This is a genomic window from Halothiobacillus diazotrophicus (assembly GCF_001663815.1).
Taxonomy (GTDB): Bacteria; Pseudomonadota; Gammaproteobacteria; order Halothiobacillales; family Halothiobacillaceae; genus Halothiobacillus; species Halothiobacillus diazotrophicus.
Genome location: NZ_CP016027.1, coordinates 1,829,032 through 1,850,362 on the forward strand (window position 1 = coordinate 1,829,032; position 21,331 = coordinate 1,850,362).

A 21,331-nucleotide genomic window follows, 5' to 3' on the forward strand; every position below is an offset into this window, starting at 1 on the left:
GAAAGGAAGCACATGCTGAGCTTTGGCATCCTGGGAAGTCTCCTTGTCCTGGCCGCCCTTGTCTGGGCGATCTGGATCTACAACCGTCTGGTGCGCGATCGACACCGGGTGTTGGCCGCCTGGAGCGACATCAATGTCCAGCTCAAGCGTCGGCACGACCTCATCCCGAAACTGGTCGAGGCCGTCCAGGGCTATACCGCCTACGAACAGGCCACACTGCAAACGCTGACCGCCCTGCGCACCCGCAGCGGCCAAACCGAAGACCCCGCCGCACGCGGTGCGCTGGAAGCCCAGATCACGACCGGCGTACATCGCCTGCTTGCCCTGGCCGAGGCCTATCCCGATCTCAAGGCCAGCGCCAATTTCCTCGAATTGCAGCGGGACATCTCCGCCGTCGAGGACAGCCTCCAGCATGCCCGTCGCTACTACAACGGCGCGGTGCGCAACCTGAACACGCGCATCGATTCCTTCCCCGATCTCTTCATCGCCCGCACCCTGGGGTATCGCTACGCCGTGTATTTCCAGAGAGAAGGCCAATGAACAGGCCGGGCGGAGCACCGGGACGCGGGCAGCGGTGCCAATTCGCACGACCGATTCGACGACCGCTCCTGCACCTGCTGCTCCTGTTTCTGCTGCTCCCTGGCTTCTGGATCGCCGGTACGGTCGCCGCCCTCGCCGACGAGCGGATTCTCGATTTCGACAGTGCCGTCGTCGTCGAGCCCGATGGCGGCCTGCAGGTTCGCGAGACCCTGCGTGTCCGGGCCGAAGGCCGGTCGATCCGCCACGGTATCTATCGCGATCTGCCCCTACGCTATCGCACCCTGCTCGGGCTATATCGTCGCGTCGGCTTCTCGCTGGCGCAGGTCCTGCTCGACGGCCAGCCCGTCGCCTGGCATACCAAGACGCAGCGCAACGGCATCCGCATCTATATCGGCCAGCAGAACCGACTGCTCAATCCGGGCATCCACACCTATACCCTCGTCTACCGAACCGATCGTCAGCTGGGGGTTTTTTCCGACCACGACGAGCTGTACTGGAACGTCACCGGCACCGACTGGAAATTTCCGATCGACCACGCCCGCGCCACCGTCACCCTGCCGGACGGCGTACCGCGGGATGCCATTCGGGTCGAGGGCTATACCGGGCCGCAGGGGGCCAAGGGCCAGGACTACACGGCCAAGGTGACGACGGAAGGCCTGGCCGAATTCGCCACCACCCGCCCCTTGCCGCCGCATACGGGGCTGACGATCGTGGTCAGCTGGCCCAAGGGCTTTGTCCGCGAACCCAGCCGGGAAACGCGCCTGGGCTGGTGGCTCGAGGACAATCGCTCGGCGCTGATCGCCGGGGGCGGCCTGATCCTGCTGCTCGGCTACTTCCTCATCGCCTGGTATCGCGTGGGGCGAGACCCGGAAGCCGGGGTCATCATTCCGCGCTACAGCCCGCCGGACGGCCTCTCGCCCGCCGCCATGCGCTTCGTCCGGAACATGGGCTACGACAACAAGACCTTCGCCGCCGCGCTGGTGGGCCTGGCGGCCAAGGGCTATTGCACGATCGACGAACAGGACGGGGACTACACCCTGACACGCCTGGACGCCGAGTCGCCGCCATCGTTGACGACCAGCGAAGCGGCGCTGAACCAGGCACTGCAGTCCTGGCCTCGGCACTTCCGGTTCCGACAGGAAAACCACGCGGAAATCCAGACGGTCCGGAAAACCCACGAAAAGGCGCTGCGCCGGGAGTACGCCGCCCGGAATTTCCGGCTCAACGCGACTTACCTGTGGATTGGCGTCGCACTCCTGGTCGTCAGCTACGCCACGGCCCTGCTTACCCTGCCGGACACCGAGGACAAATCGCTGGGACTCTTCCTCAGTCTGTGGCTGACGATCTGGAGTTTCGGCGTGTACATGCTTGTCGCACGCGCTATCGGGGCATGGCGCCAGGTCGGAAGCCCCGGCGGAAACTTCCTGAACCTTTTGGGCGCCCTGGGCGCCACGCTCTTCGCCCTGCCGTTCATCGGCGGCGAGGTTTTCGGCATCGTCATGCTGGTTCGGGGCATCGGCATCCTGGTGGCCCTGCTGCTGGTATCGGGCATCGGCCTGATCCTGCTGTTCCACCACCTCCTCAAGGCCCCGACCCTGCTCGGCCGACGCCTGCTCGACCGCATCGAGGGTTTCCGGTTGTACCTTTCCGTGGCGGAAGCCAGCGACCTCAAGATGACCTACAGCCCGCGCGTGGACCGGCAGATGTTCGAAACCTACCTGCCCTACGCCATGGCATTGGACGTCGAAGACGCCTGGACCCGTCGCTTCGCACAGAGTCTGCGCGACAGCGGCACGTCGCCCGACACCTACGCCGGGCCGGCCTGGTACGGCGGCTATCTGGGTGGAAACGCGCTGAGCGGCCTGTCCAGCGGGTTCAGCAGCGCCATGTCCAATGCCATCGCGGCAGCGGCCACGCCGCCCGGCTCGTCGTCCGGGAGTGGGGGCGGAGGATCCTCCGGCGGCGGTGGGGGTGGAGGCGGCGGCGGGGGCTGGTAATCACCCAAAACCGGGGACAGGCTTATTCCGAGTCGGTGCCATTTCCTGAGATCGGCAGCAAATGAACGATCCAGTCCAGGGTTCGCAACGCCTCCTCGGGCGATGCATCCATCTGTGCCCGGACGATCGCACCATCTACCGCCAGGGCCAGCGCCCGGGCATGCTGCGCCCGCTGAGGGTTTTCCGGCAGCAACCCTGCGATCACATCCGCCATATCCTGTTTGTGTCGATGAGAGATCGTCACCACATCCGGCAGCGTCGTCCCCAGCTCCCCGACACTGTTGATGAAAGCGCAGCCACGATAGTTTTCCGAGCCGAACCATTCGGCCAGGGCCGGCACCAAGGCCCGATCATCCCCCCCATGTCGTTGCAGGGCTTCCGTGAACCAGGTCATCCAGCGCTGATGCCGGAATGCCAGAAATTCGCGAATCAGATCGTTCTTGCTGGGGAAATGTCGATAAAAGGTGACCTTGGTCACACCGGATTCGGCGATCACCCGATCGACCCCGGTTGCGCGAATCCCATCCCGATAGAACAGGTCATGCGCGGCCAAGAGAATGCGCATTCGCGCGGATGGTTGGGTCAATGTCGGTTTGTCTGCGGACAGCTTGCTCATGCCACGGATTGTAGACAGCTCTGTCTACCGTGGATAGACTCGGCCATGTAGACAGATCTGTCTACATGGCCATTATCGACCATTAATCGACCATTGATCGACAGGAGTTCAGCATGGAAATTAAGCCGCCCCTTCCCCCCTTCACCCGGGAAACCGCCATCCAAAAAGTGCGCATGGCCGAAGATGCGTGGAACACCCGCGATCCGGAACGAGTTGTCCTCGTCTACACCGAGGACACGCGCTGGCGGAACCGCGCCGAATTTCCGGAAGGACGGGAACAGGTGCGCCAATTCCTCGAGCGCAAATGGACCCGAGAGCTGGATTATCGACTCATCAAGGAGCTATGGGCCCATGACGGGGACCGCATTGCCGTACGCTTCGCCTACGAATGGCGCGACGACGCCAACCAGTGGTTCCGTGCCTATGGCAACGAAAACTGGGCGTTCAATGCGCAGGGCCTCATGACGCATCGCTATGCCAGCATCAACGATCTGCCCATCAAGGAGACCGAGCGGAAATTCCGCTGGCCGCTCGGACGACGACCGGACACACATCCGGGACTCAGCGATCTGGGGCTCTGAGTCTCAAAACACATCGACTGGTAACGCAGTTGCCTATCCCTTGCGGCGGATCACAAAGGCATTGTCCGCCCGCGTGAAGCCCACCTTGGGGTAATAGGCCATCGCGCCGGGTGCCGACAGCAGAATGAGCGTCACATTCTCCCCAATGTCGTCCTGAATCAGCCGGATCAGTTCATGGCCGATACCCTGCTTCTGGTAGGCCACATCCACGGCGAGATCGGAGAGATAGCAGCAATAGGCATGGTCGGTGAGCGCCCGCGCCACGCCGATCAGGCAGTCGCCATCCCAGGCAGACACGACAAGATCCGCCCGGGTGAACATTTGGGCGATGCGCGGGAGATCCGCCGTCGGCCGGTTGATGCCGGATGCATCGAAAACCCGGGCGACCTCGGCGGCATCGAGCGGATGATTCAGACGATATTCGATCATGCGGCCATGCTCCGGGTACGATGGACCCCATTGAGCCTTGCGTGGAATTCAAAAGCAAGATGCGGGCTGTTTCGGCCCCGTCTGCCGTTTAGGATACCTTCCAGAAGTCGGGACCGACCCTGGAGATAGGCCCTGGAGATAGGCCCTGAAGATAGGCCCTGAAGATAGGCCCTGAAGATAGGCCTTAAAGATAGACCCGAGGATCGACCTAAAATCCGGCAGAGAGGACAAGCAACCATGACCCATCGAATGCCACTCTCGGACACCGAGCCGGCGCCAACCCGGACGACGACCGAAACCTCATCCTCCGGCATCGACGACCCGCGCTGGTTGGCGGTACGTGCCCGCGACCCTGCGGCCGAGGGGCAGTTCTTCTATGCGGTTCGCACCACGGGCGTCTATTGCCGGCCGACCTGCGGCGCCCGCACGCCCAGACCGGAAAACGTCACGTTCTACCCCACGCCCCAGGCGGCGGAACAGGCCGGATTCCGCCCCTGCAAGCGCTGCAAGCCCGATCAACCGCCCCGCGCGCAACGCGAGGCCGCCCGCGTGGCCGAATTGTGTCGATTCATCGAGCAATCGGCGGATCTCCCCAACCTGGATCAACTCGCCCGCCACGCCGACATGAGCCCCCATCACCTCCACCGGATGTTCAAGGCCGTCACCGGCGTGACGCCGAAAGCCTATGCAACGGCCATTCGCGCCCGCAGGGTTCGTGGGGCGCTGACGGGCGACAGCTCGATCACCGAAGCGATCTTCGAAGCCGGCTACCAAGCCAACAGCCGTTTCTACGCGGAATCGGATCGACGATTGGGCATGACGCCCAAGCACTTTCGAAAGGGTGGGGCGCAGACCACCCTGCGGTTTGCCGTCGGCGATTGCGCGTTGGGCTGTGTGCTCGTCGCGGCCAGTACGCGCGGGATCTGCACCATCGCCTTGGGCGACGATCCGGATGCGCTGGTACGCGAACTTCAGGATCGGTTTCCCCTTGCGGCGCTCATCGGCGGTGACGCCGAATTCGAACACTGGATCGCCCAGGTGATCGGTTTCATCGAGATGCCGCAACGAGGACTCGATCTGCCCCTCGATATCCAGGGCACGGCCTTCCAGCAGCGTGTCTGGCGCGCCCTGCAGGACATCCCCGTCGGCTCGACCGCGAGCTATACCGAGATCGCCGAGCGCATCGGTGCCCCGCGCTCGGTGCGTGCCGTGGCCGGCGCCTGTGCGGCCAATGCCTTGGCGCTGGCCATTCCCTGCCATCGGGTCGTCCGCAACGACGGGACGCTGTCCGGCTACCGTTGGGGCGTCGAGCGCAAGCGTGCGCTGCTCGAACGGGAGGCCAAAACCGGCGCCCGAACTGGCGCGCGGGCCAACACCCGGGGCAACACCCGGGCCGCCCCCTTGATCGACGACTTGGCCCCGGATAAGCCATGAACGATTTGATCGACACGGCGCTGGCCGACGAAGGCAGCCGGGAGACCTTGGCCGAGGGCGCGATGATACTACGCGGGCGAGCCCGGAGTCAGGCGCCAGCGTTGCTTGCGGCGGTAGCCGCCATCGCCGCCGAGGCCCCGTTTCGCCGCATGATGACGCCCGGTGGACTGACCATGTCCGTGGCGATGACCAACTGCGGCGCCCAGGGCTGGGTGACGGATCGCCACGGCTACCGCTACACGCCCGTCGATCCGCAAACCGGCCGCCCCTGGCCCGCCCTACCGGAAGCGCTCCGCCGCTTGGCCGTCGAGGCCGCGGCCGAGGCCGGATTTCCCGGTTTTTCGCCGGATGTCTGCCTCATCAATCGCTATGAACCCGGCAGCAAGCTTTCGCTGCACCAGGATCGCGACGAGCCCGACCGCTCGGCGCCGATCGTTTCGGTCTCGCTGGGCCTGCCGGCGGTTTTCCTGTTCGGCGGGCTGACCCGCGACGCACCGAAGACGCGCACGCGACTGGCGCATGGCGATATCGTCGTCTGGGGCGGGCCGTCCCGTCTGGCCTATCATGCCGTGCAGACCATCAAGCCGGGATCACATCCGGCAACGGCGGACCAGCGCATCAATCTCACCTTTCGCAAGGCCGGCCCGCCATGACGTCCCGACTCGACTGCAGCCTGACTCTGCCCGCCGATTTCCGCCCCAGCGACATCCTGAGTTTCCACCGACGAGATCCCCAGGAAATCGCCGAACGCGTGACCGATACGTGCCTGTACAAGGGGATGATCTGGGGCGGATATCCCGCCCAATTGACGATCGAATTCGCGGAGGGTGTTGCTCATGCCGCTCTGACGGTGGACGGGCCACACGCTGGCAACCTGCCGTTGTTTCAGGCCCTGGTGCACCGCCTGCTCGGCCTGAATCAGGATATCTCCGCCTTCGAGGCCGCCTATCGCGAGCATCCGCAGCTGGGGCAGATGATCGCCCGCAACCCGGGCCTGCGCGTGCCCGTCACCACCACCCCGTTCGAGGCACTGACCTGGGCCATCACCGGCCAGCAGATCAGCGTTCAGGCGGCGGTGTCGCTCCGGCGCAAGCTCATCGTCACCGCAGGCATCGCACATTCGAGCAGTCTGCTCTGCTATCCCGAAGCCCCCCAGATCACGGCGCTCCCCCTCGACCGGATCCGGCAGGCGGGCTATTCCCGCACCAAGGCGGAAACCCTGCATCGACTGGCTGGCCTGGTGGCCGACGGATCGCTACCCCTGGACGCCGGGCTCGGAACAGGAAGGCCCCTGTCGTCCGAAGCAGCCGAGGCACTGCGCGCGCAGCTGCTGGCCGTCAAGGGCATCGGCCCCTGGACCGTCAGTTACGCCCTGCTGCGCGGATTCGGCTGGCTGGACGGCTCGCTGCACGGCGACGTCGCCGTCCGTCGCGGCCTGCAGAGGCTCATCGACAATGAAACACCCGTCGACGAGAAGCAGGCGCGGGACTGGCTGATTCCGTTCGCGCCCTGGCGCGCCCTGGTCGCGGCCCACCTCTGGGCCTGGCAGTCGAGCACGGCCTACTGACGGAGGCCAGAAACGGGCCCCACAAACGAAAAAGACAATGGACGGCAGGGCATTATCGAAACGTCACTTGATTTGACCCGCATCCGACGCTAGCTTGGGAGGCGCCGGAATCAAGTCGTTCGACCCCGTGCCGAACGCCGAGAATTCCGGCAACCCCACTGGAAGCATCTGTACATGGAGTCGCACATGAACTGGTATCTCGACGTTCTGAAACAGTACGCAGTATTCAACGGCAGAGCACGTCGCGCGGAGTATTGGTACTTCGTCCTCTTCAACCTCATCATCAGCATCGTCCTGGGCATAGTCGACGGGATGCTGGGCAGTAGTGGCGTGGGCCTGCTGGGCGGCCTCTATTCCCTGGCGGTTCTGATACCCAGTCTGGCCGTGTCCGTGCGCCGGCTGCACGATACGAACCGCAGCGGCTGGTGGTTGCTCCTGCTCCTGATTCCGCTCATCGGGTTCATTGTGATTCTGATCTTCATGGTGCAGGACAGCACCCCTGGCGAGAACACCTACGGGTCCAATCCCAAAGAAACGACGCCCTTGGGCATCCCTGCCTGATCGTCGCAGTCTGAAACGGATGGCAGGGTTTCACCCTGCGCATCGATCCGGCGCAGCGCCGGATTTCCTGTTTAAAACTCGTATTCCACCTGAGCCCGGAGATTATGACTCGGGGCGGCCGACGAGGTGCCGATCAACCAGGCCACGTTGTAGCCGATGGATCGGTGCCCACCGAGCGGCAGCTTGCCGAACACGGCAGGTCCCACGCGGTTGCCGCGCTCGCTTTCCGGCGCCCAGTCATTCCACTTGCCGAACTCGCCGAAACCCTGCAAACCAAACTCGAGCGGTTCACGCCAACGATACTTGGCCTGCCACTGGTACCCCATCTCGGTATCGCCCGATCCCTCCCCCCGAACATGACGTTCGAACAACAGGTTGGCGTTTAACTGGATCTTGCCGAACTCCGTCTGGAACAGGGGGCCATACTTTACCTCCCAGCCTTCGGCGTGATCGCGCGGTCGCTCGATCTCCAGCAGAAATCCGACATCCACCGGATAGCGCCCAGGCTCGGTGAGCTGAAAACGGTTCTCCCACTCGGTGGCCTCGTAGGCGGTCGGCTGCCCGTTCGCACGCGTTCCCTTGACCGCAACCTCGGTAAACCACCAGGCATTCACGCCATATCCAAAGCCAATGGCCGTATCCGTCTGCGGCTGGGCCGGGTCCTGGTTCCAGTGCCCGTAGTGCAGCTCGATTTCTTTCACGCCCTGCTCCACTGTCGGGAGATACAGATGCTCATCGGAACCGGCCATCGCGGGCTGAATCCACAAAGGGGCGGCCAGAACGCCACCGACACCCACCATAAAAGAAAGACTGTTTTTCATCGATGCCTCAAACGAATCAAAAATTATGGGGCACACGCGGTGCCCCTGTAACATCAAGGGTAGTTAGGATAAATCAAGGAAACCCGCAGTTAATGTGGACTGCCTACAGGCGCCGGTTTCTGCCGCGCCAAGCGCATCCCCAGCAGGATCAACGCGGCCGTTGCCACATAGAAAATCACCTGCATGCCGGCCGGGTTGGCATCGTACCCCACGAGCGTCTGCAGCAATAAACCGACTGCCGAATCATTGCTGAGAAGCCCCGAAGTATCCCACAACGGCGCGGCCAAACTCGGCAACAGATCGCTCTGGATCAGCAGATTGGCCACCTGGCTGGCCATGGCCGCCGCCAGGAAGAGGATCAGCCCGCTGGTAACGACAAAGAACCATCGCGTCGGAATCCGCAGGAACCCCAGATAGAGCGCCAATCCTGCCGCCGCGCCGGCCGCCAGCCCCATGCCCGCTCCATTCACGATCGCCCAGGCATCGTGCTGACCGCCCAGCGACATCCCGTACAGGAACAAGGCCGTCTCCGAACCTTCCCGCAGCACGGCCAGGGCAATCACCACGAACAGGATCGGCAGGGCCTTGGCGCCCGCCTGCACATCCCGGCCCAACTGACGCGCATCCCGCGCCAGCGTGGCCCCATGGCGCGCCATCCAGATGTTGTGCCAAGCCAGCATGAGCACCACGACCCCGAGCACGAGCGCATTGAACAGCTCCTGCCCCATCCCTTCGGCAAGATTGGCAATCTGTTCCGTCAGACTGGCGACGACCAGCGACCCGGCGATGCCGGCCAGCACCCCGGCCGTCAACCAGCGCGCCCGGCCGGTCACGCCCACCGTCGCGGCGGCGATGATGCCCAGGATGAGCGCGGCTTCCAGGGTTTCCCGAAACACGATGATGGCGGCACTGATCATGGCTTACTCCGCGACGACCACGCCCTGAGCCGTGGCTTCGTTGAATTCGCCGAAGAACGGGTAACGACCCGGCTCCAGCGGGCCGATATAGATGGTCGCCTTGGATTTGCCGGCGATTACTTTCTCGCGGTTCAGCTCATGGCTTTCGAACTCCTCGGGCGTCGCATCCTGGTTATCGACGATCAGGCGAATCTTCTGCCCGGCCGGTACCTTCACCTCGGACGGCGTAAAGCGGTGATCCTTGATCACCACATGGACCTCGGGCGGCGCCGCCACGGCGACGGAGGAAACGAGGGCGGCAAAGAACACACTGGCCTTGAACACGGACATGACAAACACTCCCAGAAAGTTGGTGAGAAAAACACAAAAGAGACACGAGGCACGAACGATAACGATTCTCATCTGTATAGTCAATAGGATTGATTCGCATTTACGAAAAAATGACCGGGGCGTTGCCGAAAGCGCTCATCGGGCGCGTTGAAATACATTTCGGGACGGGTTTACCGACAGCGCGCCAGTCGCCACAATGAGGACGGCGGCGTTGCGGTCCAAAGCCGCACGCGGGCGCCTGTGCCACGCCAAGTTGTCACCCAGCCACGGGCCATCCATGGAAACGATTATTCGCGCCGATCTCGCCCGTCCCGAGCATGCCGAAGCCGTGCTCGCCCTGCTTGATGCCTATGCCCGGGACCCGATGGGCGGCGGCGCGCCGCTCAGCGATTTCGTTCGCCAGAATCTGATCGCCGAACTCCGTACGCGGCCAGCCATCCGGCTACTGCTCGCCTTCGTGGATGACGCCCCCGCCGGGCTCGCCCTGTGCATCGAGGGCTTTTCCTCCTTCGCCTGCAAACCGCTCCTCAACATTCACGACCTCGTGGTACTGCCGCCCTATCGGGGTCGCGGACTTTCGAAAAGATTGCTGACCAAGGTCGAGGAAATCGCCCGCGAACTGGGCTGCTGCAAGTTGACGCTGGAAGTGCTGTCGGGCAACACGGTTGCCCAGGCGGCCTACCGAGCCTGTGGCTTCACGGGCTATGAACTTCGGCCGGAAACGGGCAAGGCCCTCTTTTGGGAAAAACCGCTGCCATGACGCCGACTCCCGCCCCCCACGCCGGGCACACGCCTGCCCCCCTGCCCCAACCCAATCCTGAGGTCCCCATGCGTACCGCCCAACGCCCTGCCCCGATCACCCATCGCCATCTGGGCCGCTGTCTAGCCGTCATACTGATCGGGTTGGGCACCCTGTCGCCCGCGTTTGCCTGGTCATCGCCAGAATTGACGCAGCCGGATACGGCGACGATTTCCACTTCTGCGCTGGACGTCACCGCCCCCGCAACCACCCATGCCGAACTCGCCACGGCCCGACCGGTAACGGCGAAGCACGCCATGGTCGTCACCGCCCAGCATCTGGCGACCCAGGTCGGCGTGGACATCCTCAAGCGGGGCGGCAATGCCGTCGATGCCACCGTGGCCGTCGGGTACGCGCTGGCCGTCGTCCACCCCTGCTGCGGCAATATCGGCGGCGGCGGGTTCATGGTGCTGCATCTGGCTCCGAGCGAAAACCAGGGGATGGATAAAGGGGAAGACAAGGGGCTGGCCAATGGGATGGACAAGGGGAAAACCGTCTTCCTCGATTTCCGCGAGAAGGCCCCGCTGAAAGCCACCCCCACCCTCTTTCAGGATGCCGAAGGCAACGTGGTCAAGGGGCGCAGCACCGACACCTATCTGGGCGTGGGTGTCCCGGGCACCGTGATGGGCCTGAACACCGCCCTTCAGACATACGGCACGATGAGCAGGAAGGAAGTGATGGCACCGGCAATCAAGCTCGCCCGCGATGGCTTCGTGCTGACCCAGGGCGACATCAACATCCTGCACACCCGCAGCCAGGATTTCGCCAAATATCCCAACGTGGCGGCCATCTTCCTCAACCACGGTAAGCCCTACGAAGTAGGCGACCGGCTGGTGCAGCCGCAACTGGCGCACACGCTGGAACAGATCGCGAAGGACGGCAGCCGCGCCTTCTACCACGGTTCCATCGCCCAGGCTGTCGTCAAAACCAGCGAAAAGAACGGCGGCCTCCTGAGCCTGAAGGACTTCGCCGACTACACGGTGCAGTGGGACAAGCCCATCACCTGCGGCTACCACGGCTACACCGTGCTGTCCGCCCCGCCGCCCAGTTCCGGCGGCACGACCATCTGCCAGATCCTGCAGATCATCCAACCCTACCCCATGGGCCAATGGGGTTATGGCTCGGTAAATACCCTCCATACGCTGGTCGAGGCCGAGCGCCGCGCTTTCGCCGATCGCAACACCTATCTGGGCGATCCCGCCTTCGTGAACAACCCCATCGACGAACTGCTCTCCCCAAAACACATCGCCAAGATGCGCGCCACCATCCAGCCCGGCAAGGCCACGCCCTCCAGCGAGATCAAGGGCAGCCTCGGCCCGGCGGAAGGGCAGCACACCACGCACTTTTCGATCGTCGATGCCCAGGGCAATGCCGTCAGCATCACCTTCACCATCAACTACCTGTTCGGCCTCGGCCAGATCGCCGGCAACACCGGCTTCTTCCTCAACAACGAGATGGACGACTTCACCGCCAAGCCCGGCGTGCCCAACAGCTTCGGCCTCGTCCAGGGGCGGATCAACCAGATCGAGCCGGGCAAGCGCCCGCTCAGTTCCATGTCGCCGACCATCGTGCTGAAAGACGGCAAGCTGTTCATGGTGACCGGCAGCCCCGGCGGCTCCACCATTATCTCCACCACCCTGGAAAGCATCCTCAACGTCGTCGACTTCGGCATGAACATGCAACAGGCCGTCGATGCCCCGCGCGTGCATCACCAGTGGTACCCGGACGTCGTCCTCGTCGAACCGGGCCTGCTCACCCCGGCCACGAAATCGACCCTGGAAAAAATGGGCTATGCCTTCAAGGAGGTGGAATCCTGGGGTGCGGACGAAGCGATCTTGGTCGATCAGAAAACCGGCCTACTCGACGGCGCCAACGACCGCCGCCGCCCGGCGGGTCTGGCGGCAGGATATTGAAGACGCGATCGCCACCCGATACCCGCGCCCCGAAATTTCCGCCGCCCTGTTTTTTCCGCCATAACGAAAATCCGGCTTGTCCTTCGGACCCCGGATTGACGCTGAAAAACCCTGCGATCGCATAAAGCTTCCACCACGTCCAAACCAGCCCACGGCACGCGCTCATGTAATGACAATGACACATGCTTCGCAGTATGATCGACGGACGAAAAGCGCGATCATTTCCGCCAAATCCGTTAAGAAAACGCTATTTCCCAGCCAACCAGAACAGTAAGGAAGCCGTTCATGCCCCATCGTCATATCCTAGCCAACGCCGTTGTTATCGCACTGGGTGCGACCCTGCTCACCGGATGCGGCGGCGGAGGTGGTAGTTCCACCACCGCAAGCGTCAATTCGCCCACGGTTGCAGCGACCACAACCAGTGGCGTTGCCTCCGATGGCATCATCGTCGGCGGAACCGTTACCGCGTCCTCGTTGGACGGCGCGACGCAATACGGCACGGCGACCACAGGACAGGATGGCGCATACACGCTCGCGCTGAGTAGCCAATACGACGGCAAGCGTCCCCTCCTGCTCACACTGACCGCCGGCACCGGTGCCAGCATGATCTGCGATGTCTCCGGCGGCTGCGGCTCGGTCGCCTATGGCGGCGCGATCCCACTGTCCAGTAGCGCGCCGATCGTGCTGCACACCGTGCTTCCGGCCAAAGCCGCTGGCGGCAAGATCAGCGCGGCAATCACCCCCTGGACCGACATGGCCTACCAATACATCAAAGCCCATACCAACCAGGCTTCGTCCAGTGCGGATATCGATGCGGCCAACAGTATGGTGAGTCAGATTACCGGGGTGAACGTCGTCGATACGCAACCGGTGGATCTGACGAAATCGACGTCTTCCGCGCGTTCGGATCAACTCGCCTACGCCCTGATGAACTCGGCGTTTGCGCGCTCCGTGGCTTCGGGTACCGATCTCGGCACCGCGATCACCAAGCTGACCGAGGAGTTCAGCGACGGCAAGCTGGCATCCGACGAAACGCTGAGTCCGGCGAATCTATCCAAGAACATCAGCGAGCAAAAGCCCTTGATTGCCAGTGATCCGGGCGCATCCGCACTGATCACCAATATCGAGAACACCATTTCCGGCCAGCCCGATCTCGCGCCGACCCCCACCAGTTCCACGACCTTGTCTGCCGTGGGTCAAGCGAAGCAATTGGTGGGTCAGGCGCGCGCATTGGGCAATTCGATCGCTCAGTTGCAAACCCCCGCCGAGGCATTCAAGGGCAACCTGAATACAGCGAGCAACGTGCTCAACAACAACGCGCAAGCATTGATGACTTCGGTCAGCGAGGTCGTCAAACAGGTCGTCAAGCAACTGCAAACGGATCAGGTGACCGGCAACAAGACCTACTCCGCACTGCCGATCTACGATGCACAAAACACCCAGGTCGGCGTCGCCAACGTGACCGTTCAAACCACGGCGAGCGGCGGCTTCACCGTTGCCATCACCTCGTCGCTGAACGGGGGCGCCACCCGCGTCGACCTCGGCGTGAACTCGTCCCTGCCGCTGACCGCCGTCTCTTCGCCGGTCTCGGCGACCAACGTATCGTTGACGGCCACTGGTTCCGTCACCAACAGCGAAGCCAAAGTGGTGCTGAACGCCATGACGCTCAGCATCGGCTTCACGCAGCCCCAGACGATCGACACATCGAGCAGCGCCCCCATCCCTGAGTCGGCCATCAAGGACGCGACCCTATCCGGCGACATCGAAATCGACGACCTCAAGGGCGGTGCCAGCTTCAAAGGCGGGGCGTCGATCACCGCCGTTCCGCTGAACGCCACGGCGTTGCATTACTATGCGACGAACGGCTATACCTCCGCCCAGTCGCAGGAAAGCCTCTCGTTATCCAAGCTCAGCTTGAACGGCACGTTCAGCGACGCCAACGGCAGCACGTTCACCGCCAAGGCCGCCGCCGACCTGACCAATGCCGCGCAATTCGATGCCATCGGCTACCTATCGGGCCATCAGCAGTCCATCTCCCTCTACTACACCATCAATGGGCCGGTGACCGATCCAACCGCCACCCTGAACCAAAAGTTTCTGCAAGGCAGTTCGGGCTACACAATCAATTCGACGAATGTCTATTACGCTTACTACGACGCGAGCGCCAATGTCACCTACCTGTCGGGCACACTGGATGTTTCCGCCGCCGAAACCAACGCCAGCTTTGCCAAGGGGACGTTGAGCCTTTATCTGGGTCTGGCACTCAAAGGCTACCCGAACACCACGGCGGCGATCACGGTCAACCGGACGGACTTGAATGCCGGCAACGCCACGGTGACGCTGGCACAAAATGGCGGCATCTCCCTCACCGCGGTCTACCAACGCACGGCGACCGGAGACAGCCTATCGATCAGCAACCCGAGCGGTACCACACTCGTGGCCACCAAGACAGGGAGCAATCCGCTGACCGGAGTTGTCACGCTGGCCGACGGCACGAAGGTGGGCACGATTTCACAGACCAACAGCCTGTATATCGTTCGCTACGCAGACGGCACCTTCGAAACCCTCCAGTAAGACTGCAAGGTATCAATGATTCATCGCGCGTTCGGGGGGCGGCTGAAACCGCCCCTCTTTATTGCTTTCCTGATTCTGGCCAGCGCACCTGCCCGGGCCATCGCCCAGGACTGGGCGCCCTACGTACGCATCGAATCGATGACCTACAGCCAGCCGAATTCCATCAAATCCGCCCTGAATGAATGGCATGGCGCCTTTTACGGCGGCACGCGTCAATGGACATTCAACACGATCGAGTCCGGTGTCGAAACCCATGACTGGTCGCTGGGCGTGTTCTACCGCAAGGATTACGACCTGCGCTTTTCGCGTGGAACGGCGGAAGCCTATTACCTCTTGAAGAACAAGTACCCCCTGCCGATCGGCAAGCACTACCTGCTGGACCTGTCGGCGTCGAGCTTCGCTGCAAAAGGCATCCGGGGCACTTGGCGCATCGAGCCGACCGACCAGATGAAGCTGCGCCTGGGTCTCTCGCTGTTCACGGCAAGCGCCCTGATCGACGGCGCCCTGCACGGCGACGGCACGGCCCTTTCGCAGGACAGCTATCGCTACGATGCGGCCGTGGACTACCACTACAGCCGCGATTATCTGTTCAAGCGCGACGTGAGCCCACCAAGCGGCATCGGCGCCAGCCTGGATTTCGGCTTCACCGCACAAATCCAACCCTGGCTCCGCGTGCGCGGCCACGTGGACGACCTGCTCGGTCGCATCTGGTGGAAGCAAGCCCCCTACACCGTGGCGACGGCCAGTTCGAACCGCGAGTCTTACGACGCCTCGGGCAACGTGCACTTCGCCCCCTTGATCAGCGGCTACGAAGGTACCTCGGATCGTTACGTGCAGCGCCTATCCCCCCGATTCTCCGGTCAGGCCGAACTCGGCCGAACCGGCAAACCCAACGGCATCGTGGCGGTGCAATACCAATACGGCCAGACCCTGCTTGGCGCCGGCGCCGCCGTCGGCTTCCACGACTACGTCTTCAACGTCACCGCCTGGCCGCAGGTACGTACCCTCAGCATCGGCGTCGCCAAAGGCCGCTACCGCCTCGAATTAGGCGCCAGCAGCCTCTCCCCGTCGACGACGCGAAGCCTGTGGCTGAGACTGAATATCGGGCAACTGGGTTGATGAACCGGACGGAAGGAAACAACCCCGCGGGGCATGGACGCCCCGCCACTCGCGGCACCCCCCGTGGCACCACGGAATGCGCTAGACTATCGATGCTTGATCCGGGCATCGAACCGTGTGCTCATACCACAAAACGTTCCGGACGTAGGGTAGGGGGACGGATCAAGCCCCATTCATGGTTCGCTGGGTTCATTCAAACCGACTGCTGCCCGCCCTCCGGAATCCAGATCGGCACGCCGGCCTCGATCGCATCTGATGCGGTGCATCCGTCAGTGATAATCATCCTCGCGCTGATGACGATCGGCCACAATCGTCACAAACTCGCCAGACTCGATTTCATACAAAGCAACATAGCCCGCAGCACCAAACTCGATCAGCATTTCACGCAAGAACGGATACTCGGGCGCGGCCTTGCGGCAGGCAAAGGGGGAACGGGCGGGATTGCCGACGTAGACCGGCGTCACGTCCGGTTCATCCCCGCGCCTGCGGGGAACGGTCGATTACACCACCGGCGCACTCTTGCTCACCCGGTTCATCCCCGCGCCTGCGGGGAACGGTCGCCCTCCATATCAACAAAATCCCGATGAGTCGGTTCATCCCCGCGCCTGCGGGGAACGGGACATGGGGCGGTTCCTGTGTTTCGGTTACGGCGGTTCATCCCCGCGCCTGCGGGGAACGGTGGGCAATCTGGCCGGCGTCGATCTGCTCGACCGGTTCATCCCCGCGCCTGCGGGGAACGGCCAAGGCCATTGCCCAGGGTCAGGTGTACAACCGGTTCATCCCCGCGCCTGCGGGGAACGGGATTTCATGAACACAAGCCAATGCGTCAGGCCCGGTTCATCCCCGCGCCTGCGGGGATCGGGCTGGCCCAGGATGGCATGGGGCAACTCAGGACGGTTCATCCCCGCGCCTGCGGGGAACGGGCGCCATTTCTCGCGCACCCTGTCCAAGGTCTCGGTTCATCCCCGCGCCTGCGGGGAACGGACTTGGGTCGATGGGCTCATTGATCGGGCGATCGGTTCATCCCCGCGCCTGCGGGGAACGGATGTGACCCCACTGGCGCAACCAGCAGCAGCACGGTTCATCCCCGCGCCTGCGGGGAACGGAGGATTGTATTTTGCAATTCTGCTAACGGCCCCGGTTCATCCCCGCGCCTGCGGGGAACGGAACGGAATGGAATTAAGCATTTCCATGATAATCGGTTCATCCCCGCGCCTGCGGGGAACGGGTAGTGATCCAGCCGTAACGCTCGTTAGGAGTCGGTTCATCCCCGCGCCTGCGGGGAACGGACGATCCGGCTATTGGTGTTGACGGAAAGCACCGGTTCATCCCCGCGCCTGCGGGGAACGGGAGGCCATAATTTGCCGCGTTGTTCTGCAGTCCGGTTCATCCCCGCGCCTGCGGGGAACGGAGACCTACTCGCTGTTTCGCATCCTGTTGGCACGGTTCATCCCCGCGCCTGCGGGGAACGGGCATTCACTGCCTGCTCCGGCGTGATGCCGTCCGGTTCATCCCCGCGCCTGCGGGGAACGGTGACAACCGGCTCATATCAATACTGCGGTGACCGGTTCATCCCCGCGCCTGCGGGGAACGGTCTCATTGCTCCGTGAAGATGCGTGATTCTCGCGGTTCATCCCCGCGCCTGCGGGGAACGGTCGAACAATCCCAACGGGCTTTTAACGGTATCCGGTTCATCCCCGCGCCTGCGGGGAACGGTTTCGTAGAAGAATTTAGCGTGATCCTCGATGCGGTTCATCCCCGCGCCTGCGGGGAACGGAGCCTTTTTCTGACTGCCGTGGTTTACTAATGCGGTTCATCCCCGCGCCTGCGGGGAACGGGTCTTAACATTTACGCTTGTTTTAAAAGACTTTTAACAGCACCGGAAATTCTACCGGGAAATTTCCTTATTTTCCTCAGGCAGAAATGAAACGAGTTTAGCGCCATCCATTTCGACCGGAATACGTCGATTGGTGCCGATGGTCATGAAGTCGAAGCCCGCTTCGTTGCTGGTTCGCCACGCCATGACAGCATTGCCTTCCTCAATGCCTACCGCAACCTGACTCCAGAGGTAATCCCGCACTTTAGCGGAGTAGTTGCCCACATATACCCCGGCGCGGATTTCCAGCAGCCAGACAGCCAAACGCCCCCTCAAACGGGGCGGGGCATTTTCAACCACGATGACCAGCATCACCCAGCCCCTTCGATGCAGGAATGGCCGGTTCGACTTGTTCCGGCGCCGCGGTAGGTCGCTCAATGCCACCAGCGGAAAGCATGTCCTCTATGCCGGGAATGATCCGCTCCAGCAGCCGGGTCTCGCGGAAGATATCCCGGCAGCGCAACCGCACTTCGCGCTCCGGGTTGGCCGGCGACTTCGCCGCAATCTTAAATGCCAGAGGCACCACAGTTTCGAATTTGTAAACATCCGCCACGTCATAAACAAAAGACAATGGTTTTCCGGTATGGATAAACCCAATCGCGGGGGCATAGCCTGCTGCGAGCACAGCTGCTTCCGTCACGCCGTACAAACTGGCAGTGGCGGCAGAAAGGCAACGATTCGGTAGATCAGAAACGTCCCATTCTTCCGGGTTGTACTTACGCCCATGCCACTTCACACCATATCGGGCAGCCAGTTGCTTGTATGTCTCGCGAACACGGGCACCTTCAATGCCGCGCAGCTGATCAACGGAACGGCGCTGTGGCGCGGGTTCGCCAAATCGCAATTCATACATATGCCGAACGACCTTGAGCCGCAGGTCGTCATCCAATGCCAGTTTGGCCTGATACAGCAGGCGATCTGCCCTGGCACCGCCCGGCTGTCCCGCGGAGTAGAGACGCACGCCTGCCTCGCCAATCCAGACAAGCAGCGTGCCCACGCGCGCTGCCAGGACACAAGCCATATGCGAGACGCGCGTTCCCGGCTCCAACATAAGACAAGCTACGCCGCCCACGGGAATATGAGTACGGACGCCATGGACATCGATCACCACGAATGCGCCATCGAGCACGTCAAGCTGGCCTTTCTCGATGTACAGAACCGAGAGTCGCTCTTTGATCGGAATGGGTTTGAGCGGCGGGAGCAATTCAGCCATCAGTAATAATCATCCTCGCGCTGGTGCCGTACGCCCAGAATTGTCACGATATCGCCCGTTTCGACCTCGCAAAGCGCGACATAGCCCGCGCTGCCAAATTCGATCAGCTTTTCGCGCAGAAAAGGATGATCGGCGGATACTTTTCGGCAGGCAAACGGAAAATCACGCAGGAACCGGCATGCCAGTTCGATGGCTTGGCGCGCCCTCATCGCTGCGACCAGATCTTCCCCCGCCAGAAGTGTGAACAGCCGCCGCACATCTTCGTTCGGTCAGCCTATAAGCTGATAACTCAAGCGGCTCCCGCCTTGTCGCGCGCATGGACAAGCAGGGCATCAAGTTGGGTGAGCAATTCCTGACTGCTCACATAACCATTAACGGCCCTCGCCTCATCTCGGGCTTTCAGGCTACGCGCCACGAATTCCTGCCGAGCTTCCCGCCGCTCGATGTTCAGCCGAACCGCTTCCAGTACGAAGCTGGACAGCGTTTCTCCCTCGCGCAGAACAGATTCGGCAGCGGTACGCAGAGCACTATCCACACGCAAAGGAGGTAAGGTGGCGTTTTTCATGGCAAACCTCCGAGCATTGCATATGCGATTCAGTCTAAAAGAAAGTCTGGAGACCCGCAAAAATTCACTTCTTCATTCAGCCCCCTAGCCAGCAAACCAAAGGTTGAACTGACTTATCTTTGCGAGGGCACAACAGACAAAAGTCCCAGCCCCATGACCTTAGCGTGACCGATGCCCTTTTGGATCGCCGCACGGAATTGAGCCGGATCACTGACAACAAGACGCCCCTCGTAAAGTACGGAAAACACGCGAATCGTGCGGCCATCATGGCGCCGCCCAACCAGCATCTGATCTTGCGACACCCGCACATCGGGATACGCCCGCCCTTTGGGGCTGTCGAGAAAATCGAAATAGTCCGGCGTGTTGGCGCTGGGCACGGAAAAGCCATGCTGCTGACCTTTTCGTGCCAGCCAGTCGTGTTGCGCATCCAGGTGAAGCAACCCCAAGCGCTTACCGTGTAGGGTTTTGCACGGATTGGCACGCAAGCGGAAGCGGAAGACTTGGCCGGCGGAGAGCGTATCGAGAGAGAGTTTCTGTACCAAATCGATCCCAGGTTCGGCCACGGCGAGCCAGCCGGACTCGTACAGGGGTGACCATTCCGGGGGTACTTGCGACTGTATCAGCACGCGCGGTCGACCGTCTCTGTCGGTCTCCGGCTCCAGTCGCCACAACAGTGCACCCGGTCGAGACGGCGTATGTTCCGGAAAGAACGCTCGGCACAATGTGGCGTGCATCTGGTAGGGGTCCGCCAGATCACGACGCGCCGCCTTGCTGCGTGGGTTCAGGGTGATTCTATGCAGACGCATCGTTCGGCCCTCTGTTCAATTCGACCCACGCCGAACGCACGTACCGCGCACCAAAGCGTCGGTCAGCAAACGACGACAGAAGCTGATCCATACGCAACGCACCGTTACCATCCATTGACTCCAATGACACAAGCAGGCGCTCCGGCATGACTTCGCCGTGGCGCAATGTGGTGAGCCAGGGATGAGCCGAGAGTGCGGACATCAGCGGCTCTTCCGCCACACCTCCTTCCAACCAAATCGACTCCGAAGGCACATAAGACTTGCGCCCCAGCGCGAGGGGCCAAGTCGGGTTCTGCAAGGCCGCGTGGGCGCGTTCGAGCAAAGCGCGATCCAGGCCTTCGAGGCCAACCAGAAACACTGCGTCGGCGAGGTAGTCACGCGTGGTGACGGCCGTTTCGTGCATCTTTGATCGGTCGGCGGAAATGATCCGTTGCGCGGTCTGGTAATCGCGTTTAAGCACCCCAGGTCGATCATGCCGCACACCCATCGCCAGCGCGGCAAGCGCTTGCAAGTCTTCGTTCCAAGTTTCGCGGTCGATACCGAGCGCAGCGGCGAGCAACCCAATCACGCCGGACTTGCTCGGCTCCTTACCGGTGTCGCGCTGATCGAAGCGGCTGGTCGTTCCCCAGGATTGCATCGGCCCGGCCAGCCTCAAAAGCAGGGTCGGCATGTC

At 62.4% G+C, this 21,331-nt stretch carries 23 protein-coding genes and 1 CRISPR repeat array; of the genes, 11 read left to right on the plus strand and 12 right to left on the minus strand.

Going from position 1 to position 21,331, the window contains the following annotated elements:
• Positions 1 to 12 precede the first annotated feature (12 nt).
• Positions 13 to 540 (plus strand): LemA family protein, encoded by a 528-nt coding sequence (locus A9404_RS07970; RefSeq protein ID WP_066099962.1) that lies wholly within the window; start codon positions 13 to 15, stop codon positions 538 to 540.
• A complete protein-coding gene (locus A9404_RS07975) occupies positions 537 to 2,537 on the plus strand; it encodes a DUF2207 domain-containing protein (RefSeq protein ID WP_082922833.1) in 2,001 nt (666 codons plus the stop codon). Before A9404_RS07970 ends, A9404_RS07975 begins: the two co-directional genes overlap by 4 nt.
• 22 nt (positions 2,538 to 2,559) lie before the next feature.
• Here the strand turns inward: A9404_RS07975 and A9404_RS07980 are convergent, their stop codons facing one another.
• Positions 2,560 to 3,153 carry a TetR/AcrR family transcriptional regulator gene (locus A9404_RS07980; protein ID WP_066099965.1) on the minus strand — a complete coding sequence of 198 codons (594 nt, stop codon included), beginning with the start codon at positions 3,151 to 3,153 and terminating at the stop codon, positions 2,560 to 2,562.
• Between the two features lie 113 nt (positions 3,154 to 3,266).
• On the opposite strand from A9404_RS07980, the gene A9404_RS07985 reads away from it, so the two are divergent.
• Entirely contained in the window at positions 3,267 to 3,734 is a 468-nt protein-coding gene (locus A9404_RS07985) for a nuclear transport factor 2 family protein (RefSeq protein WP_066099968.1), read from the plus strand.
• Positions 3,735 to 3,767: 33 nt separating this feature from the next.
• Here A9404_RS07985 and A9404_RS07990 read toward each other — a convergent pair whose 3' ends face one another.
• Positions 3,768 to 4,163, minus strand: coding sequence for a GNAT family N-acetyltransferase (locus A9404_RS07990; protein WP_066099974.1), 396 nt, complete (start codon positions 4,161 to 4,163; stop codon positions 3,768 to 3,770).
• 237 nt (positions 4,164 to 4,400) lie between these two features.
• Here A9404_RS07990 and ada point away from each other — a divergent pair, with 237 nt between their 5' ends.
• The 4 genes from ada to A9404_RS08010 all read left to right on the plus strand — a co-directional run bounded on the left by ada (position 4,401) and on the right by A9404_RS08010 (position 7,725).
• A complete protein-coding gene (ada, locus tag A9404_RS07995) occupies positions 4,401 to 5,597 on the plus strand; it encodes a bifunctional DNA-binding transcriptional regulator/O6-methylguanine-DNA methyltransferase Ada (protein WP_082922834.1) in 1,197 nt (398 codons plus the stop codon).
• Positions 5,594 to 6,250 carry a DNA oxidative demethylase AlkB gene (alkB, locus tag A9404_RS08000; protein WP_066099979.1) on the plus strand — a complete coding sequence of 219 codons (657 nt, stop codon included), beginning with the start codon at positions 5,594 to 5,596 and terminating at the stop codon, positions 6,248 to 6,250. Before ada ends, alkB begins: the two co-directional genes overlap by 4 nt.
• Positions 6,247 to 7,164: an AlkA N-terminal domain-containing protein gene (locus tag A9404_RS08005; protein ID WP_066099982.1), complete on the plus strand. Its 918-nt coding sequence runs from the start codon at positions 6,247 to 6,249 to the stop codon at positions 7,162 to 7,164. The genes alkB and A9404_RS08005 overlap by 4 nt, the downstream gene beginning before the upstream one ends.
• 186 nt (positions 7,165 to 7,350) lie before the next feature.
• A complete protein-coding gene (locus A9404_RS08010) occupies positions 7,351 to 7,725 on the plus strand; it encodes a DUF805 domain-containing protein (RefSeq protein ID WP_066099985.1) in 375 nt (124 codons plus the stop codon).
• A gap of 71 nt (positions 7,726 to 7,796) precedes the next feature.
• Here A9404_RS08010 and A9404_RS08015 read toward each other — a convergent pair whose 3' ends face one another.
• The 3 genes from A9404_RS08015 to A9404_RS08025 all read right to left on the minus strand — a co-directional run bounded on the left by A9404_RS08015 (position 7,797) and on the right by A9404_RS08025 (position 9,793).
• Positions 7,797 to 8,546, minus strand: coding sequence for a hypothetical protein (locus A9404_RS08015; RefSeq protein WP_066099989.1), 750 nt, complete (start codon positions 8,544 to 8,546; stop codon positions 7,797 to 7,799).
• An 89-nt stretch (positions 8,547 to 8,635) separates the two neighbouring features.
• Positions 8,636 to 9,463, minus strand: a complete 828-nt coding sequence (locus A9404_RS08020) for an FTR1 family iron permease (protein ID WP_066099992.1) — start codon at positions 9,461 to 9,463, stop codon at positions 8,636 to 8,638.
• Positions 9,464 to 9,466: 3 nt separating this feature from the next.
• Complete coding sequence (locus A9404_RS08025; protein ID WP_066099994.1) at positions 9,467 to 9,793, minus strand: cupredoxin domain-containing protein; 327 nt, start codon at positions 9,791 to 9,793, stop codon at positions 9,467 to 9,469.
• A 277-nt stretch (positions 9,794 to 10,070) separates the two neighbouring features.
• On the opposite strand from A9404_RS08025, the gene A9404_RS08030 reads away from it, so the two are divergent.
• From A9404_RS08030 to A9404_RS08045, 4 genes are all read left to right on the plus strand, one after another.
• A complete protein-coding gene (locus tag A9404_RS08030; protein WP_066099996.1) occupies positions 10,071 to 10,553 on the plus strand; it encodes a GNAT family N-acetyltransferase in 483 nt (160 codons plus the stop codon).
• Between the two features lie 68 nt (positions 10,554 to 10,621).
• Positions 10,622 to 12,505, plus strand: coding sequence for a gamma-glutamyltransferase (gene ggt, locus A9404_RS08035; protein ID WP_082922835.1), 1,884 nt, complete (start codon positions 10,622 to 10,624; stop codon positions 12,503 to 12,505).
• A 285-nt stretch (positions 12,506 to 12,790) separates the two neighbouring features.
• Positions 12,791 to 15,079, plus strand: coding sequence for a hypothetical protein (locus tag A9404_RS08040; protein WP_066099999.1), 2,289 nt, complete (start codon positions 12,791 to 12,793; stop codon positions 15,077 to 15,079).
• 15 nt (positions 15,080 to 15,094) lie between these two features.
• On the plus strand, positions 15,095 to 16,198 hold the full coding sequence (locus A9404_RS08045; RefSeq protein WP_066100002.1) for a DUF5723 family protein: 1,104 nt from the start codon (positions 15,095 to 15,097) through the stop codon (positions 16,196 to 16,198).
• A 269-nt stretch (positions 16,199 to 16,467) separates the two neighbouring features.
• Here A9404_RS08045 and A9404_RS08050 read toward each other — a convergent pair whose 3' ends face one another.
• The 7 genes from A9404_RS08050 to cas5e all read right to left on the minus strand — a co-directional run bounded on the left by A9404_RS08050 (position 16,468) and on the right by cas5e (position 21,328).
• On the minus strand, positions 16,468 to 16,662 hold the full coding sequence (locus A9404_RS08050) for a hypothetical protein (protein ID WP_197490308.1): 195 nt from the start codon (positions 16,660 to 16,662) through the stop codon (positions 16,468 to 16,470).
• Between the two features lie 3 nt (positions 16,663 to 16,665).
• Positions 16,666 to 18,036: direct repeats of the CRISPR family, unit length 29 nt; unit sequence CGGTTCATCCCCGCGCCTGCGGGGAACGG.
• Between the two features lie 50 nt (positions 18,037 to 18,086).
• Complete coding sequence (gene cas2e / locus A9404_RS08055; protein ID WP_066100004.1) at positions 18,087 to 18,386, minus strand: type I-E CRISPR-associated endoribonuclease Cas2e; 300 nt, start codon at positions 18,384 to 18,386, stop codon at positions 18,087 to 18,089.
• Positions 18,367 to 19,287: a type I-E CRISPR-associated endonuclease Cas1e gene (gene cas1e / locus A9404_RS08060; RefSeq protein ID WP_197490309.1), complete on the minus strand. Its 921-nt coding sequence runs from the start codon at positions 19,285 to 19,287 to the stop codon at positions 18,367 to 18,369. The genes cas2e and cas1e overlap by 20 nt, the downstream gene beginning before the upstream one ends.
• Positions 19,287 to 19,544, minus strand: coding sequence for a type II toxin-antitoxin system RelE/ParE family toxin (locus A9404_RS08065; protein ID WP_066100006.1), 258 nt, complete (start codon positions 19,542 to 19,544; stop codon positions 19,287 to 19,289). The genes cas1e and A9404_RS08065 overlap by 1 nt, the downstream gene beginning before the upstream one ends.
• Before the next feature lie 32 nt (positions 19,545 to 19,576).
• On the minus strand, positions 19,577 to 19,852 hold the full coding sequence (locus A9404_RS13180) for a YlcI/YnfO family protein (protein ID WP_082922836.1): 276 nt from the start codon (positions 19,850 to 19,852) through the stop codon (positions 19,577 to 19,579).
• A 113-nt stretch (positions 19,853 to 19,965) separates the two neighbouring features.
• On the minus strand, positions 19,966 to 20,658 hold the full coding sequence (cas6e, locus tag A9404_RS08075; RefSeq protein WP_066100012.1) for a type I-E CRISPR-associated protein Cas6/Cse3/CasE: 693 nt from the start codon (positions 20,656 to 20,658) through the stop codon (positions 19,966 to 19,968).
• Entirely contained in the window at positions 20,645 to 21,328 is a 684-nt protein-coding gene (cas5e, locus tag A9404_RS08080; protein ID WP_066100015.1) for a type I-E CRISPR-associated protein Cas5/CasD, read from the minus strand. Before cas5e ends, cas6e begins: the two co-directional genes overlap by 14 nt.
• Positions 21,329 to 21,331 lie beyond the last annotated feature (3 nt).

Bases quoted from the DNA above. Each gene is read 5' to 3' on its own strand.
- A9404_RS07970 (WP_066099962.1), top strand. From the start codon at position 13: ATGCTGAGCTTTGGCATCCTGGGAAGTCTCCTTGTCCTGGCCGCCCTT.
- A9404_RS07975 (WP_082922833.1), top strand. From the start codon at position 537: ATGAACAGGCCGGGCGGAGCACCGGGACGCGGGCAGCGGTGCCAATTC.
- A9404_RS07980 (WP_066099965.1), bottom strand. From the start codon at position 3,153: ATGAGCAAGCTGTCCGCAGACAAACCGACATTGACCCAACCATCCGCG.
- A9404_RS07985 (WP_066099968.1), top strand. From the start codon at position 3,267: ATGGAAATTAAGCCGCCCCTTCCCCCCTTCACCCGGGAAACCGCCATC.
- A9404_RS07990 (WP_066099974.1), bottom strand. From the start codon at position 4,163: ATGATCGAATATCGTCTGAATCATCCGCTCGATGCCGCCGAGGTCGCC.
- ada (WP_082922834.1), top strand. From the start codon at position 4,401: ATGACCCATCGAATGCCACTCTCGGACACCGAGCCGGCGCCAACCCGG.
- alkB (WP_066099979.1), top strand. From the start codon at position 5,594: ATGAACGATTTGATCGACACGGCGCTGGCCGACGAAGGCAGCCGGGAG.
- A9404_RS08005 (WP_066099982.1), top strand. From the start codon at position 6,247: ATGACGTCCCGACTCGACTGCAGCCTGACTCTGCCCGCCGATTTCCGC.
- A9404_RS08010 (WP_066099985.1), top strand. From the start codon at position 7,351: ATGAACTGGTATCTCGACGTTCTGAAACAGTACGCAGTATTCAACGGC.
- A9404_RS08015 (WP_066099989.1), bottom strand. From the start codon at position 8,546: ATGAAAAACAGTCTTTCTTTTATGGTGGGTGTCGGTGGCGTTCTGGCC.
- A9404_RS08020 (WP_066099992.1), bottom strand. From the start codon at position 9,463: ATGATCAGTGCCGCCATCATCGTGTTTCGGGAAACCCTGGAAGCCGCG.
- A9404_RS08025 (WP_066099994.1), bottom strand. From the start codon at position 9,793: ATGTCCGTGTTCAAGGCCAGTGTGTTCTTTGCCGCCCTCGTTTCCTCC.
- A9404_RS08030 (WP_066099996.1), top strand. From the start codon at position 10,071: ATGGAAACGATTATTCGCGCCGATCTCGCCCGTCCCGAGCATGCCGAA.
- ggt (WP_082922835.1), top strand. From the start codon at position 10,622: ATGCGTACCGCCCAACGCCCTGCCCCGATCACCCATCGCCATCTGGGC.
- A9404_RS08040 (WP_066099999.1), top strand. From the start codon at position 12,791: ATGCCCCATCGTCATATCCTAGCCAACGCCGTTGTTATCGCACTGGGT.
- A9404_RS08045 (WP_066100002.1), top strand. From the start codon at position 15,095: ATGATTCATCGCGCGTTCGGGGGGCGGCTGAAACCGCCCCTCTTTATT.
- cas2e (WP_066100004.1), bottom strand. From the start codon at position 18,386: ATGCTGGTCATCGTGGTTGAAAATGCCCCGCCCCGTTTGAGGGGGCGT.
- cas1e (WP_197490309.1), bottom strand. From the start codon at position 19,287: ATGGCTGAATTGCTCCCGCCGCTCAAACCCATTCCGATCAAAGAGCGA.
- A9404_RS13180 (WP_082922836.1), bottom strand. From the start codon at position 19,852: ATGAAAAACGCCACCTTACCTCCTTTGCGTGTGGATAGTGCTCTGCGT.
- cas6e (WP_066100012.1), bottom strand. From the start codon at position 20,658: ATGCGTCTGCATAGAATCACCCTGAACCCACGCAGCAAGGCGGCGCGT.
- cas5e (WP_066100015.1), bottom strand. From the start codon at position 21,328: ATGCCGACCCTGCTTTTGAGGCTGGCCGGGCCGATGCAATCCTGGGGA.